At 68.7% G+C, this 14,709-nt stretch carries 10 protein-coding genes and 2 pseudogenes; 6 read left to right on the top strand and 6 right to left on the bottom strand.

The features are described from left to right. Window positions 1-4: 4 nt before the first annotated feature. The 3 genes from ACZ62B_RS29155 to ACZ62B_RS29145 form a co-directional block, all read right to left on the bottom strand. Window positions 5-1,147, bottom strand: coding sequence for a ferritin-like domain-containing protein (locus ACZ62B_RS29155; protein WP_468722739.1), 1,143 nt, complete (start codon window positions 1,145-1,147; stop codon window positions 5-7). Between the two features lie 71 nt (window positions 1,148-1,218). Continuing rightward, entirely contained in the window at window positions 1,219-3,132 is a 1,914-nt protein-coding gene (locus tag ACZ62B_RS29150) for a GMC family oxidoreductase (protein WP_468722741.1), read from the bottom strand. A 577-nt stretch (window positions 3,133-3,709) separates the two neighbouring features. Further along, complete coding sequence (locus ACZ62B_RS29145) at window positions 3,710-3,958, bottom strand: hypothetical protein (protein ID WP_344566693.1); 249 nt, start codon at window positions 3,956-3,958, stop codon at window positions 3,710-3,712. Between the two features lie 224 nt (window positions 3,959-4,182). Here ACZ62B_RS29145 and ACZ62B_RS29140 point away from each other — a divergent pair. The 6 genes and pseudogenes from ACZ62B_RS29140 to ACZ62B_RS29115 all read left to right on the top strand — a co-directional run. Beyond that, window positions 4,183-4,761, top strand: a pseudogene (locus ACZ62B_RS29140) (transposase family protein); the annotation flags it as partial. Window positions 4,762-4,766: 5 nt separating this feature from the next. Next, window positions 4,767-5,231: a transposase gene (locus ACZ62B_RS29135; protein WP_468722858.1), complete on the top strand. Its 465-nt coding sequence runs from the start codon at window positions 4,767-4,769 to the stop codon at window positions 5,229-5,231. 502 nt (window positions 5,232-5,733) lie between these two features. Further along, a complete protein-coding gene (locus tag ACZ62B_RS29130) occupies window positions 5,734-7,938 on the top strand; it encodes an MMPL family transporter (RefSeq protein ID WP_468887083.1) in 2,205 nt (734 codons plus the stop codon). A 96-nt stretch (window positions 7,939-8,034) separates the two neighbouring features. Next, window positions 8,035-9,276 carry a sensor histidine kinase gene (locus ACZ62B_RS29125; RefSeq protein WP_468722749.1) on the top strand — a complete coding sequence of 414 codons (1,242 nt, stop codon included), beginning with the start codon at window positions 8,035-8,037 and terminating at the stop codon, window positions 9,274-9,276. Beyond that, on the top strand, window positions 9,273-9,962 hold the full coding sequence (locus ACZ62B_RS29120; RefSeq protein ID WP_468722751.1) for a response regulator transcription factor: 690 nt from the start codon (window positions 9,273-9,275) through the stop codon (window positions 9,960-9,962). The genes ACZ62B_RS29125 and ACZ62B_RS29120 overlap by 4 nt, the downstream gene beginning before the upstream one ends. 309 nt (window positions 9,963-10,271) lie before the next feature. Then, window positions 10,272-10,517, top strand: a complete 246-nt coding sequence (locus tag ACZ62B_RS29115) for a barstar family protein (protein ID WP_469692672.1) — start codon at window positions 10,272-10,274, stop codon at window positions 10,515-10,517. On the opposite strand, the pseudogene ACZ62B_RS29110 reads toward ACZ62B_RS29115, so the two are convergent. The 3 genes and pseudogenes from ACZ62B_RS29110 to ACZ62B_RS29100 all read right to left on the bottom strand — a co-directional run. Continuing rightward, a pseudogene (locus ACZ62B_RS29110) lies at window positions 10,483-10,646 on the bottom strand (transposase); the annotation flags it as partial. The gene ACZ62B_RS29115 and the pseudogene ACZ62B_RS29110 sit on opposite strands and share 35 nt — an antisense overlap. A 226-nt stretch (window positions 10,647-10,872) precedes the next feature. Further along, window positions 10,873-12,423 (bottom strand): GDSL-type esterase/lipase family protein, encoded by a 1,551-nt coding sequence (locus ACZ62B_RS29105; protein WP_344566698.1) that lies wholly within the window; start codon window positions 12,421-12,423, stop codon window positions 10,873-10,875. 148 nt (window positions 12,424-12,571) lie between these two features. Next, the gene (locus tag ACZ62B_RS29100) at window positions 12,572-14,563 is read right to left on the bottom strand and encodes a rhamnogalacturonan lyase (RefSeq protein ID WP_469692670.1); all 1,992 of its coding nucleotides are present in this window, start codon (window positions 14,561-14,563) and stop codon (window positions 12,572-12,574) included. Window positions 14,564-14,709: the final 146 nt, after the last annotated feature.

The raw sequence follows: 14,709 nt of genomic DNA, 5'->3' as shown, positions 1-14,709 counted from the left end.
CGGTCTAGATCTCGAATGTCGGGCCGGCGTTCGCCCCTGGATGCCCTGTGAGCGGGTTGCGGATGAGCCGGTTCATGCTGTCGCGAATGCGGAACATCTCCCAGACCGCCTTGAGCAGCAGGTCGGGCTGACCGTTGTAGGCCAGATTGATACTGATCAGGAAGGTGGCGTAGGACTGGTTGAATTCCTTGGCCGCCGCCAGGATTTCCGGGTCTCCCGCGAGGTCCGCCAGCTTGATGTCCGGCTTCACCGGATAGACGGCACTCCAGTCGACGTTCAGATCCGGGCCGGAAGGCTCGCCCGGCTTGTCACCCTTCTGGTAGTACCGCCCCTTCTTCAGTTGCTGGAACCTGTAGTAGTGGGCGATTTCATCCTGGCTGTCGAAGATGCCGCCGTGCAGTCCTTCGCCCTGCTCCGCGACGAGGGTGAGCGCCGCGACCGCGGTGTCGCGCCCAGTCACCTTGATCACGTCGCCGCCACCCGAGTAGAAGTACTCGGGGGTCACCTGGCGAGCGGGATCGCCGGTGAAAATCGTCTTCCCTTCCTTACGGGCCTGGTCCTCCAGGTGGTTGATTCCCCGGATGATCTCCTCGTAGAACTCACCGATGCTCAGGAAACGCTGGGTGGGTTCTCCAGGGACGAGGCCGAGGACGGTGCCGGACTCCTCGAGTTCCGCCAGTTTCTCCGGTGGCGGCGCCGCGCCGTTGGACGTCAGCCCAAGGGCCGCCCAGTCCATCGGTACGAGCCTGTCTTCCTCACTACTCGCCTGCGCGGGCTTCTCGATCTTCAGGAACGTGTCGAGAGCCTCGTGCGAGAACGGCCGGAGATGCACCTCGAAGTAATCCGGACCACACGGCAGGTGCGTCGGATAGTTCGGCACGAAGCTGGGCTTGGTGAGGTCCGGCGTCCCGCCCACGGCGTTCATGACGTTCGCGACCAGGGTGAGGTGCAGCATCTCCTCGACGGCCACGACCCTGATGACGTGCCAGGCGTCCGAGTTCTTCCCCGGCTGCAGCGAGTAGAGGGCGGTCAGGTAGGGCGGGAGCGTCGCATGCTCCAGCTGGAGCCCCTTGTAGAGGTACTCGTGCAGCTCCTCGATGGTCTGGATCCTGGAGCCCTGGGACGGCTCTGATTCCGAAACGGACATGTTCCCCCAATCGTGGGCGGTGGCGGTTGCGGTGACCGGTGTCGCGTTCGACCCGCCGATCTGTTGGCCGTCTAGCTGCGGACGGTGGCCGGCGCCTTCGCGGCACGCAGGTACCTGACGATGTGGGTCGAACTGCGGAAGGCGAGCGCCGCCATGGTCAGGCTGATGTTGGAAGTCCCGATCGAGGGCAGGCTGCCGGGCCCGACAAGGTAGAGGTTGTCGTGGTCCCACGACTGCTGGGTGTGGTCGACCACCGAGTTCGCCGGGTCGGTTCCCATGATGTGGGTGCCCGCGAGGTGGTTGCCGCCCACGATGTTGTACCACTGGCCGTCGTGCTCGACGGCGCTGTAGCGGTCCTTGTCGTACGTGGTCCGATCCTCAGCACCGAGCTTCTCGAAGATGTCGGTCGCGAGCTTGCGGGCGAATGCGGCGCCCCGCATGGTGTAGGGCGGGATCTTGAGCGACACGACCGGTTTCAAGTTGCCGATGGCATCCTTGTACCGATCGTCCACAGTGACCGTGTTGCTCCTGTCGGGCAGCAGGTCGATCATGAAGGCCAGCAGAAGCTGTCGGGAGATCTGGTTCCCGAGCGTCCTGCGCAACTCCGCCCCGCGCAGGCCGCGCTTGTCGACGAGTTCGACCAGGTCCGTGTAGGGCGAGCCGGTTGCCCACCCCCAGCCGTCGTTGTGGATGTCCACGCCGAATCCGGCCTGGGTTGCGCGGAATCGCCCGCCGCGCAGGTCGGTGATTCCGCTCGTGCAGGAGGTGCCTCGCATCGTGCCGGCCGGCTCGGGCAGCAGGCCCCAGGACAGCAGGTACGCATGGTCCATCAGGTTGCAGCCGATGAGCTTGCTGCGGCTCATACGCTGCATGTCGGAGGCCAGCATGAGCCGGGCGTTCTCGATGGCGTGCGCGCAGAGAATGTAGACGGTGCCCTTCACCGTGTACGTCTCGTAACTGTCGGAGTCGAGCGACTGGTAGTTCTTGATGGTGATCCCGGTCACCCGTTGGTCCTGCTCGTTGATCTCGACCTTGGACGCGACGGCCTGCGTCACGATCTTGACGTTGCCCTTGCGGAGCGCCTTGGCCAGCGTCTTTCCCGCGTGATACTTGGCCTGCACGGGGCAGATCGGGACGCAGTTGGTGTTGCCCTGACACCGCTCGCCCTCTTCCACCTGGCTCGTGCTCACCGCGCCGACCGGGACGAAGCCCTTGCCGCCGTCGTACGCGGCGTTCGGCACGCCGTTACGGGCCTGCGGAAAGCTCCGCACCTGGAGGGTGTAATCGTCGTCCGCCAGGTTGACCCGCATGCCGTCCACGCCTCGGGCGACCGTCTGGTCGAGATAGGACGGCGGCATGCGGTGCATCGGGAACACGTATCCCCTGGGGAAATGCATTCCCAGGTATGCCTGGTCCTCGACTTCGGCGGCTACGCCCAGTTCGGCCTCGGCCTGCCGGTAGTAGGGTTCCAGGTCGTCATAGCCGAGCGGCCAGTTCAGGCCCTGGCCGTACTTGGTTTGCAGATTGAAGTCCTCGGGAAGCATGCGCAGCGCTTTCCCCTCCCAATGCATGGAGGTGCCGCCGAGGACCCGAGTGAAGGTGGTGTCCGTGCAGTACTTGTCCTCTTGTACGAGGTAGAAGTCGTCTCGGGGTGTGTCCGGACGCACCGGCATGGTGTCGGTGCTCCTGGGCATCCGGGCATTGGGGTTGAACGGGTAGGGTGACTGGTTGTCCTTGATGACTGCGCCGTAGAACCGCGACAGGTACGACTCGTACTCGGCGAGGTCCAGGTCCTTGCCGGGGCCGGCTTCGAGAATCAGCACCTTGTAGCCTGCCTGGCTCAACTGCTCGGCGACGATGGAACCTGCCATGCCGCCGCCGACGACAACGGCATCCCACTCGCCTCTCGCGGCCTCTGCGGCGCTGGTCTGCGTCGCGGCGCCGGCTGGGAAGATCACCGGGTCTGCATCGTCGTAAGACGTCATTGATTCCCCTTGTCGCGTCTGGGGGTGACCTCACCCCGAGTTACGGGCAGAACAGCCCGGTGACGGATCCCACCAGCCGTCAGAACGGATGGTGATCGAATGACTGTCGAAGGCCCGCCACTTCCACTGCCAAAAGAGAACCAGCTCAGAAGCCGAGTTCAAGCTGGAGAACCAAGGCGAGCAAGCGTCGCGGAGTCCACCGATGAATCGATAAGGGATTCCCGTGGGACCCAGCGGGTCCCACCACCAACTGCGGCCGTTCGTTGCATTGTTGGCCCGTCCGCGTACGTCGCGCACGAGGACCACCCCCGGCTCTACGATTGACCACATCTGACGCCGCTCGTTGATTCCATTGGGTATCGCGGGAAGGGCCTCGGTACGAGGCTTGCATGCATCGCTGTCATTCCGCTCTACCGCTGCGGGGATCCTGTCGGTAAACCCACCGTTCGGGCGTAGTCAGTGCGCCGTTCCCAACCTCGCGTTGACGCGCGAGGTTGGGAACGGCGCACTGACGGAGCCCAAGGGCTGTCCCGCAACCGCTGGCTGGGCGAGGCAATCAGGTCTGCAGAATGCCCGCTCAGCACAGGCTGTCAGGGTGGCCCGGCGACTGATACCAAGTCGCCAGCACGAGCCCGAGCAATATCACTGTGGCAAAAACCGTCAGTGCCAGGGGTGCCAGCAGGCCCCGGCGACCGGTCAACTTGCGCATCACAGCCCACAGTACGGTCGAGGCCGTCGCCGTACCGATCACTGCCACCACCAACCAGACGAACGGCTGTACATGGCGACCGAGGTGGCAGCTCGCCCAGGAGTCGAGCAGCAGCACCGCGGTCGCAGACCCCGATCCCAGAAAGACCACCCAGCCGAACAACCAGGCGCCGGCGCTGTACTGCGGGCTGTTGGCCGCGGGGGAAGGCCGTACTTGCCCAGTACCCACGGATTCGCCTTTCGCCATGCTGGTGTGCGCCAGGAGTGGTCGGGCAACGGCCGAGCCGCCCGGGGACGCGCGATGCTACATCCAACGCCCTTTACAAGTGACATGATCTTGGTGTGGCTGGTGTGATCACGGCGTCGGGGCCGTCTTGGACAGCCCCGTTCACCGGGCTGAGTCCGCGAGCGTTCGGCAAGCTGATCACGATGCTGCGTCGTGAGGGAGCCGATGCTCCCCGGGCTGGTCGGCCCTGGTCGCCGCCCCTGGAGGACCGGGTGTTGCTGATGGCCGCGTACTGGCGGACCAACCTCACCCTGCGCCAACACGCCCCGCTCTTCGGCGTCTCAAAGTCCGCTGCCGACCGGATCGTCGACCACACCGTCGCCGAGCAGTCGAAGAACTACAAGTACTCCACCAACCACCAGGTCGTCATCGACGCCGACACCTGACTGGTCGTGGCGATCGGACGCCCGGTGCCCGGCCACCGCCACGGCAGCAAGGCCTGGGAGGAATCGGGAGCGAAGGCCGCCGTCGGCAGGACCACCACCATCGCCGACGGCGGCTACCCGGGCACCGGCCTCGTCGTTCCGCACCGCCGCCCACCCGGCGGAGAACTCCCCGAGTGGAAACAGGAACACGATCACTCCCACAAACAGGTCCGTGCGCGTGTCGAGCCTGTCTTCGCCCGCATTAAGACCGTGTCCTGCATGGTCAGTTGGTCGTTTGGGGGATCGCCAGGCCGCTGTTGCCGCCGGCGCGGGTGCGTCCGCAGGGCGGTGGGGTTGCGAACATCGCTGACGAGGCGGTGTTCGCCGCGATCATCTATGTGCTGGTCAGTGGTTGCGCCTGGCGGGCGTTGCCGCCGTGCTTTGGGGCGTCGAAGTCGACCGTGCACCGCCGGTTTCTCATCTGGTCCCGGGCCGGTGTGCGGGGACGACTGCACCAGAAGGTGCTCGAGCTCCTGGACGGCCAGAACCTCGTCGACCTGTCGCGCGCTGTCCTCGGCTCCGCTCACGTCCGCGCTCTCGCCGACCTCGCACACGCCGGATGGCAGCCTTCCGACTGGGCGCGCATCATGCGCCAAAGGCGCCGCAAAACGGTCGTGGCCTGCGATGTTTGCCACGACCGCATCCATTCGGAACAGCCGGCCAGATCACTCACGCCGTAATCACTGGAGAGCCGGATGACCGGGAAACCGTCATGTCCGGTTCGGCGGGAGGCCGCGCGGAACAGGACTCGCCCCTGGCGAGCACCTCACCCCGCGGCCGACCCAACGTCCTGGCTGACCGGCTACCGGCGCCTCGACCTGACCATGTAGGACACGGCCCAAGTACAGCCGCGCCTACCTGAAGTGGGCATTCACCAGGGGCAGTGCCTTGCGCTGCGCCCGCGGACGAGGAACGCCGGCGCCCGGTTACACCTTCGACGGTCAGGAACTGTCCGCACTGACGACACGCCCGTAGCGGCATGACCGCCGGTGCCGTTCTCGGGGTTGAGGAACTCTGCCCCGCGACCTGAGGCTGACCCGCTGTCGTCCCCGGGTGGGACCCGCGGAGGACGTAGTACTGCGGATTCAGTACCGCACAGTGTCGGCAGCCGGATGACGACAGGACACCCCCCTCTTCAGGAGTCTGGAGGCACCTTCGAGACCTGGATGTGGAGACCTTCCCGTGGCTGCTTTTCTGTATCGAATAGGCCGCTTGGCCTTCAGGCGACGCTGGACCGTCGCCCTTGTCTGGGCCGCCGTGCTGGCCGCCGTAGGACTCGCCGGCATGACCGCGCCGGAGGCGGAGGAGGAACCCTTCTCCATGCCGGGGATCGAATCGCAGGAAGCCTTCGACCTGATGGAGGAGCGGTTCCCCGGCGCCGCCGCCGACGGCGCCACCGCCCGCGTCGTCTTCGTCGCGCCGAACGGCGAGAAGGTCACCGCCACCGAGAACAAGCAGGCCGTCGAGGCCGCGATAGCCGAACTCGGGGACGGCACGCAGGTCGCGAGTACCGTTGACCCGTACGAGTCCGGCGCGGTCAGCGAGGACGGCTCCACCGCGTACACGACCGTGACCTACAAGGTCGATGCCTCCGGACTCACCGACGCCAGCCGCAGCCACCTGGACGAGTCGCTCGAGCACGCCCGTGACTCCGGGCTCACCGTCGAGGCAGGCGGCGACGCCATGGAGGACATGGGCGGACCCAGCGGCACCGCCGAGGCGATCGGCATGTCCGTCGCCGCGGTCGTCCTGCTGATCACCTTCGGCTCACTGGCCGCCGCCGGACTCCCGCTGCTCACCGCGCTCATCGGCGTCGGCATCAGCCTGTTCGCCATCACGGCCCTGGCCGGTCCGCTGGGCCTGACCGACACCACCAGCACCGTGGCGATCATGCTGGGTCTGGCCGTCGGCATCGACTACGCCCTGTTCATCGTCTCCCGCTACCGCGAGGAGCGCGCCAAGGGGCGGACTCCCCAGGAGGCCGTCGCCCTCGCCACCGGCACCGCGGGCTCCGCCGTGGTCTTCGCCGGGCTCACCGTCGTCATCGCGCTCGCCGGTCTCTCCGTCGTCGGCATCCCGATGCTGACCGAGATGGGCCTGGGCGCGGCGGGCGCGGTCGCCGTCGGCGTCCTCATCGCGCTGACCCTGGTCCCGGCCTTCCTCGGCTTCTGGCCCAACGCCATACTGACCCGCAAGGCCCGCCGAGCGGGCGGTACGCCGCGGGAGACGCGCAAGGTCAACGGCGGCACCCGCTGGGCGAGCTTCGTGCTGCGCCGCCCGCTGCCCGTGCTGCTCGCCGCCGTCGCGGGCCTCGGCGCCCTGGCGCTGCCGATGACCGACCTCCAGCTCGGCATGCCCGGCGACGAGGCCAAGTCCACGGAGACCACCCAGCGACGGGCCTACGACGCGCTCGCCGAAGGCTTCGGGCCCGGCTTCAACGGACCGCTGACCGTGGTCGTGGACGCCAAGGACGCCGACGACCCGAAGGCCGCGGCCGAGACCGTCTCCGAGTGGATCGGCGGCACCGAGGGCGTGGTGTCGGTGTCCCCGGCCCAGTTCAACGAATCCGGCGACACGGCCGTCTTCTCCGTCGTCCCCACCACCGCGCCGACCGACCAGGAGACCAAGGACCTGGTCAACACCATCCGCGGCGACCGACCCGGCATCGAGTCCGAGGCCGGGGCGACCTTCGAGGTCACCGGCACCACCGCGATGAACATCGACATCTCCGAGAAGGTGCAGTCCGCGCTGGTGCCGTACCTGCTCGTGGTGGTCGGGCTCGCCGTGATCCTGCTGCTGGTGGTCTTCCGCTCGATCCTGGTCCCGCTGAAGGCGGCCGCCGGCTTCCTGCTCTCGGTGCTCGCCTCGCTCGGCGCGGTGGTCGTGGTCTTCCAGCAGGGCCACGGCGCCGACCTGCTGGGCGTGGAGACCACCGGCCCCATCATGAGCCTGATGCCGATCTTCCTGATGGGCATCGTCTTCGGCCTCGCCATGGACTACGAGGTCTTCCTGGTCTCGCGGATGCGCGAGGCGTACGTCCACGGCGAGCGGCCCGCCCAGGCCGTGACCTCCGGGTTCCAGCACAGCGCCCGGGTCGTCGTGGCCGCCGCGCTGATCATGATCGCGGTGTTCTCCGGGTTCATCGGGGACAGCGACGCCATGATCAAGATGATCGGCTTCGGCCTCGCCTCAGCCGTCCTGCTCGACGCCTTCGTGGTCCGGATGGCGATCGTCCCGGCCGTCCTCGCCCTGCTCGGCGAGCGGGCCTGGTGGCTGCCGAAGTGGCTGGACCGGATCCTGCCCCGGGTCGACGTGGAGGGCGAGGCCCTGACCCGACCGACCGAGCCCGAGGCGAAACCGGCCGAGAAGGACCTCGCCCGCACCTGACCGGGTGCGCGGGAGCCGCCCGGGGTCGTCCCAGCGACCCGGGCGGCTTCGCGTCGTCCACCATGGATGCCAGCCCCCTCACCGAGAGAGCCGACCATGAGCAGCAGCCTGGAGCGCTACACCGAGCGCGTGGAGCAGTACGCGTCGCGCTTCCCGCGCCTCCCCCACTTCCTGGACGTGATGATGGTGCTGGCCCTCATCGGCTGCGCCTTCTTCGGCACCCAGCTCAGCCTCCCCGGCGTCAACCGCCCGGACACGGGGAAGTTGCTGGAGGTCATGCTCGGCCTGTCCTGCTTCGTCCTGCTGAAGTACCGCACCCACACCCGCACGGTGGTGGTCGTGGTCGCCGGGGTCACCATCGCCGCGATCGTGCGCGGTTACCTGCTCACCCCGATGCTGCTGGCCCCGCTGCTCGCCGCGATGTACTGGCTGGCCGTCCTGTGCGACCGCCGGACCCTCCGCCTGTACGCGTTCGTCGTCACGGTGGCCCTGCTGACCGTGAACCTGTTCTCCGACGGCATGCGCAACCTCTCCCCGGTCCTGACCGTGATCGGCCCGGTGTTCTGGATGGCCCTGCCGCTCGTCGGCGGCAGCCTGGCCCGGCTGCGCGGCGACTACCTGGAAGCGGTCAAGGCCCGCGCCGAGCACGCCGAACGCACCCGGGAGGAGGAGGCCCGGCTGCGGGTCACCGAGGAACGCATGCGCATCGCCCGCGAGCTGCACGACGTCGTAGCCCACCACCTGGCCCTCGCCAACGCCCAGGCCGGCACCGCCGCCCACCTCTCGCACAGCAACCCCGAGCAGAGCCGGAAGCTCCTCGACGACCTCACCGGCACCACCTCCGCGGCGCTGCGCGAACTCAAGGCCACTCTGGGCCTGCTGCGCCAGGACGACCGGCCCGAGGGCGAGGGCCTGGAACCGGCGCCGGGGCTCGCCCGCCTGCCCGAGCTGATCGACTCCTACCGCTCGGCGGGCCTGGAAGTCGTCGTCCACCAAGAGGGCGTGCGCCGCCCGCTGACGCCGGGCGTGGACCTGACCGCGTACCGGATCGTGCAGGAAGCCCTCACCAACGTCGCCAAGCACGCCCCCGAACGCGCAGCCCACGTCGGCTTCACCTACGCCGACTCCCGGCTGCTCATCACCGTCAGCAACGACGGCCCGGCCACCGCCGCCGTGGGCAACGGGACGTCCGGCGGCTTCGGGCTGCGGGGCATGCGGGAGCGCGCCCAGTCCATCGGCGGCGACCTGTGCGCGGGCCCCCGCCCCGAGGGCGGCTTCGAGGTCACCACCGCGCTGCCGCTGCAGCCGTCCGCCGCCATAGAAGGAGAGTCTCCATGACCGTGAAAGTGCTGCTCGCGGACGACCAGGCCCTGCTGCGGGCCACGTTCCGCATCCTGATCGGCTCCTGCCCGGACATGGAAGTCGTCGGGGAGGCGTCCGACGGTGCGGAGGCACTGGAGCTGGCCCGCACCCACCGCCCGGACGTGGTGCTCATGGACATCCGTATGCCCGGGACGGACGGCCTGTCCGGCACCGCGGCGATCTGCGCCGATCCGGAGCTGGCGACCACCCGGGTGCTGATCCTGACCACCTTCGAGACCGAGGACTACGTCGCCCAGGCGCTGCGGGCCGGGGCCAGCGGCTTCCTCGGCAAGGACGTCACCGCGGACGCCCTGCTGGCCGGCATCCGCACGGTGGCCTCCGGGGAGGCGCTGCTTTCCCCCGGCGCCACCCGCACCCTGATCACCCGCTTCCTCACCTCCCCGGCCCCCGGCACCCACCTGGTGCCCCAGGAACGGCTCGCCGACCTCACCGGACGCGAACGGGAAGTGATGGCGCTGGCGGCCGAGGGCAAGTCCAACGCGGAGATCGCCGAGCTGCTGGTGGTCAGCCCGCTGACGGTACGGACGCACGTCCACCGCGCGATGACGAAGCTCAACGCCCGCGACCGGGCACAGCTCGTCGTCATCGCGTACCAGACGGGCCTGGTGCAGGCGGGAGGGGCGAACGGGGTCCCCGCCTAGGCGTGGGAGTTCCAATACACCTGATGGGATTCCTGGCTGACGGCTCGTCGGCGGCCGGACCTGTCCGAAGTCTTCCCGCAGACAACGCCCTGTCATCTGTGGGACAGCCGATCGCGCGGACGACGCGATCGGCGGCGCCCTCGAAGAGCTGCGGGGCGAGGCGGCGGTCAACACCTTGAACGCACGCCGGGCGCCGGGGAAGGCCGAGGGCGCCCGGCCGCGCACCCGGCGCCGCGGTGCGGTGCGCGAGCCAGGCCCTGTCTCTTTGGAGCTCTGACGCCTTGGAAGAGGGCTGATCACTCTGTCGTGATGGCGAAGAGGATCGAGTCGGAACTGGTGGTTGACCTGCGGGGTAGGCCGATCGAGACGCTCGATGATTTCCGGGACGCCGTGGCTGGGCCTTGCGGACTGCCGGAGTGGTTCGGCCGGAACACGGAAGCCTGGCGGGACACCATCCAGACGCGGGGCATCTCCGAGGTCATCGACAGCTACGACGCCCTGGTCGTGCACGTGGACACAGGATCCGTGCCCAGGTGCCGTCGACGGCCCGCCTGATGGGGCGTTTGTGGGCTGTCCGGAAGGAGCCGAGCTCCTCCGGCAGGTCCCGCCAGGGCAACAGGTGCGGTACTTCCACGCAATGGCCTCAAGGGTGCGGCGGTGGTCGGCCCACCGCCGACCGCGGACTGACCAAACACATAGGGGCACCCCCTCGGCCGGGCCACCGACCACCGCGACGGTCTGCACGCGGTCGCGGTCGGCATCGCCGCCGACCGGTCCCTCGCCACCGGTCTGCCGATGACCGTCGACGAACTGGGCCTCGAACAGCTCGGGTGAGGCCTTCCGGGAAGAAGACGTCCCCAATCGACGAGCCCTCCCCCACCAGGTCGAGCGACGTCACCGGACCGTACGGCTAGGGCAGGTCACCGATCCTGGTGAGTTCCAGGCCGTTGAGGTGGGCCGTCTGGCCGGAGACCACGATGCCGAGCCGCCCGTCGTTCACCACGACGTCGGCGAAGGTGTGCTCGACCACGGAACGGCTGCCGGCCAGTCCGCCGCGGTCCTGGCCCTCGATGGACAGGTTCGTCCGCGCCGATCCGAGCAGGTCGCCGACATGAGCGGTGACCGCGTACACGCCGTCGGGAACGTCCGCGGAGAACTCGTACTGCCCGCCGAACAGTGCCACGAAGTCCCGTTGCAGGGCGTCCATGGTGCCGCCGCGGTCGCGGCTGATCATGCCGGTGGTGTCGGTGAAGCCGTAGCCGCGTTCGGCGGTGTGGAGCGTCTGCGGGGTGACCTCGGTGAACCCCTCGTACACCGGGCTGCCGGCCGGGCCGAAGTCGTATCGCTGGTCGGGCACCCGGGTGGTGATCCGCAGCTTGCGCGAGGGTGCCGACTCGCCCGCGCCGTTGACGGCGGTCACCCGCAGCTCGTACGTGGTTCCCTCCTTCAGACCGGATATGTCGGCCAGGGGGACGGTGGAGGTCGTCGCCAGGGTGAACTCGGCGCCCTCGACGTCCTTCTCCCTCTTGTGGATCCGGTAGATGTCGGCATCCCGGACCGCCTTCCAGGTCAGCCGTGCTCCCTCGTTGGTCACGGTCCGCGCCGCCAGGGCGGTCGGTCTCCTCGGGGCCCTTGTGGGCGGCGCGGTGTCGACGACGTGCCGCGCCAGTGGCGTGTCCAGCCCGGAGACGTCCTGGGCGACCAGCCGGGCCGTCTGGATCGCGCCGTACTCCTGGAAGTGGGTGTCGTCCGCCGTGCCGTTGGGGCGGTTCGGGTAGACACCGGCCGGGACGTGCAGAAAGACGGACTTCGCCTCCTCCGGGCCGATCGTGTCGAGGTAGGAGCGGCTGGAGGCCGAGAGGTCGACCAGCGGTACGTTCTCCTCGGCGGCTACCTCCGTCGCCGCCTCGACGTACTCGGGGAAGGAGATGTCGAACCGGCCCGTCGTGCTGTTGTAGGAGCGTCGCGAGACGGGTGTGACGACGACCGGGACGGCGCCTCGTTCCCGCGCGCCGGCGATGTAGTCGGTGCGGAGGAACTCCTTGTAGTCCTCGGGCGAGGTGTAGCGCTCGGGGATGTTGACGGAGGCGTCGTTGTGACCGAACTGGACGAAGAGGTAGTCGCCCGGCTCGATCTTGTCCAGGATCGCGTCGAGCCGCCCCTGCTCGACGAAGGTGCGTGAGCTGCGTCCGCCGATGGCGTGGTTCTCCACCGTCACGTCGTCGGACAGGTAGCGGTCGATCATCTGGCCCCAGCCCGCCTGGGGAACCCAATAGGGGTCGTAGCTCTGCACCGTGGAGTCACCGGCGAGGTAGACCGTGATCCCGTCGTCCGCCATGGCCGAGGCGGGTGGCGCCAGAAGCCCGGCCGCCGCACATGCCGCGGCGGTCAGCGCGGCGAGTGGCACCCTGCGTCGGAGCCGTCCGCGTGAGCCGGCCGGCGCGTGCATTGTCCGCTTCATCAGTGACTCCTTCGTGCTGACGATGGGGTGTGCCCGAAGTGGCTTCCGGCCGGCGTGGAGGCGCCGCCTTCCTCGCCCGTCCGGCGGCCGGGAGTCCGGCCGCCGGACAGCCGCTCAGCCGTGTGTCATGACACGTGACGCACGCTGGTCAGCGGGTGTAGCGGATGGCCGGCCGGGCCGGCCGCTTCATGTCCTGTCCGATGAAGTAGCCGGTCCACGGCGGCTGGTTGTAGGCCACGTTCTGCCAGGCCACCCCGAGGCGGTACTGCGGATCGTGCATCAGGGTGCGCAGCCGCAGGTCCGTCTCGGCGGTCGTGGTGTAGAGCCGGAGTGCCGACTCGTCCTGGGCGCGGTAGATCACCTCTTCGCGCCAGTCGCCGTAGAGGTCGGCCTGGAGCACGGGGTTGCCCTTGGTCCAGTTGTCCGTGTACACGCCCTCGGGCTGGAAGACGGTGTTCTGGGTGCCGGTCTCCGCGTCCCACTTGGCGACGTACGGCCGGCCCGCCGGGTCGGTCGACTCGTTGAAGTCGTGGTCGAGGATCTCCCGCAAAGGGTCGCCGTCCCACCAGATCATGTGGTTGGCCGACGGGATGGACGTGCCGAGCAGCGTGCCGTCGGCCGCCCTCAGTTCACCCTCGCGCGAGTTCCAGGCGCCGGTCGCGGTGACCGCCCAGGCCTCCGCGCCCGGGTGTGCGGGGTCGATGTCGCCGGCCGCCGCGCGTCCGATGTCCCTGGTCGCGGGCATGTCGTAGAGGATCTCGCCGGTGGCCGCGTCCCGGAACGTCGCTCCGCGGTTGCCGGAGGCCGACATCGACTCGTGGGCGGCGAAGACCTCCTGGCCGGGTCGGCTCGGGTCGAAGTCGGAGACGTGCAGGGAGTCGCCGTGGCCCAGTTCGGTGTTGTACAGCGGCGATCCGTCGTCGTCCACGGTGAGCGATCCGTAGACGATCTCGTCCTTCGCGTCGCCGTCCACGTCCGCTACCGCCAGGTTGTGGTTGCCCTGGCCCTTGTATTCGGCGCCCAGGTCGTCGGAGTCGAACGCCCAGCGCTGCTCGAGCTTCTCGCCGTCGAAGTCGAAGGCGGTCAGGGTGGAGCGGGTGTAGTAGCCGCGGGCGAAGACGACCGAGGGGCGCTCGCCGTCCAGGTAGGCGACACCGGCCAGGAAGCGGTCGGCGCGGTTGCCGTAGCAGTCGCCCCAGGCGCAGGTGTCGCCCCGCCCCGGGACGTAGTCCACGGTGTCGACCGCCGCGCCGGTCCTGCCGTCGAAGACCGTCAGGTACTCCGGTCCGGTCAGCACGTAGCCGCTGCTGTTGCGGTGGTCGGCCGCCGGGTCGCCGATCACGGTGCCGGTGCCGTCCACCGTGCCGTCGGCCGTCTTCACGGTGACCTCGGACCGGCCGTCACCGTCGAGGTCGTAGACCATCAGCTGGGTGTAGTGCGCCCCTGCGCGGATGTTGCGGCCGAGGTCGATGCGCCACAGCTGCTCGCCGTCCAGGGTGTAGGCGTCGAGGTAGACGTTGCCGGTGTAGCCGCTGCGGGAGTTGTCCTTGGAATTGCTCGGGTCCCACTTCTGGACGATCTCGTACCGGCCGTCACCGTCGAGGTCGCCGACGCTCGCGTCGTTGAGGTGGTAGGTGTACGACTCCCCGGCCGGTGTGACACCGCCGGCAGGCCGGTTGACCGGGATCTCCCGGTACTGCTGGGACCAGACGCCGAACCTGTCGGTGCGCTCGGTGACCCGCTTGCCGCGCAGGACCTCGACCCGGTAGACCGAGTCGGCGGTGCCGCGCGGGTCGGTGAGGCTGGTCGCGCCGCGGACCGGAGTGCGGGTGATGCGACGGCCGTCCCGGTAGACGTGGAAGGCGACGCCCTCCGGGTCCAGGCCGAGCATCCGCCAGCCGACGAAGACACCGTCCTCGGTCCGCACGGCGACCGGCGCCCGGTCGAGGTTCTCCATCTGGCGCACCGGACGGTCGGGCTGGTGATCGCCGGAGGCGGAGGCGGGAGCGGTGAACGCGGTGGCGGCCAGGGACAGGACGGCGACGCAGACGGCGATCAGCCGGAAGCGGGACCGGCCGGTCGCGGTGACCGCGGCGCGTCTGGTGTGTCGAGTGCCGGGAACGGTGGATTCCCTGCCCATACGGGTGCTCCTTTGCTCGCAGGACGAGAGACCCTGCAAGGTTGAATCGATTCATCAATCGGCCGTCCGAGTCTGGCAACGGCTGATCGGCAGGGTCAACACTCGGACGGGGAGCGGTAGTTGCGAAACATTGCGCAGGAGTCTTT

The organism is Streptomyces sp. NPDC053426 (assembly GCF_055585405.1).
Note: the sequence above shows the minus strand (reverse complement) of the source record. Positions and strands in the feature narration are given on the sequence as shown.

Bases quoted from the DNA above. Each gene is read 5' to 3' on its own strand.
- ACZ62B_RS29100 (WP_469692670.1), bottom strand. From the start codon at position 14,563: ATGGGCAGGGAATCCACCGTTCCCGGCACTCGACACACCAGACGCGCC.
- ACZ62B_RS29125 (WP_468722749.1), top strand. From the start codon at position 8,035: ATGAGCAGCAGCCTGGAGCGCTACACCGAGCGCGTGGAGCAGTACGCG.
- ACZ62B_RS29120 (WP_468722751.1), top strand. From the start codon at position 9,273: ATGACCGTGAAAGTGCTGCTCGCGGACGACCAGGCCCTGCTGCGGGCC.
- ACZ62B_RS29115 (WP_469692672.1), top strand. From the start codon at position 10,272: ATGGCGAAGAGGATCGAGTCGGAACTGGTGGTTGACCTGCGGGGTAGG.
- ACZ62B_RS29105 (WP_344566698.1), bottom strand. From the start codon at position 12,423: ATGAAGCGGACAATGCACGCGCCGGCCGGCTCACGCGGACGGCTCCGA.
- ACZ62B_RS29155 (WP_468722739.1), bottom strand. From the start codon at position 1,147: ATGTCCGTTTCGGAATCAGAGCCGTCCCAGGGCTCCAGGATCCAGACC.
- ACZ62B_RS29150 (WP_468722741.1), bottom strand. From the start codon at position 3,132: ATGACGTCTTACGACGATGCAGACCCGGTGATCTTCCCAGCCGGCGCC.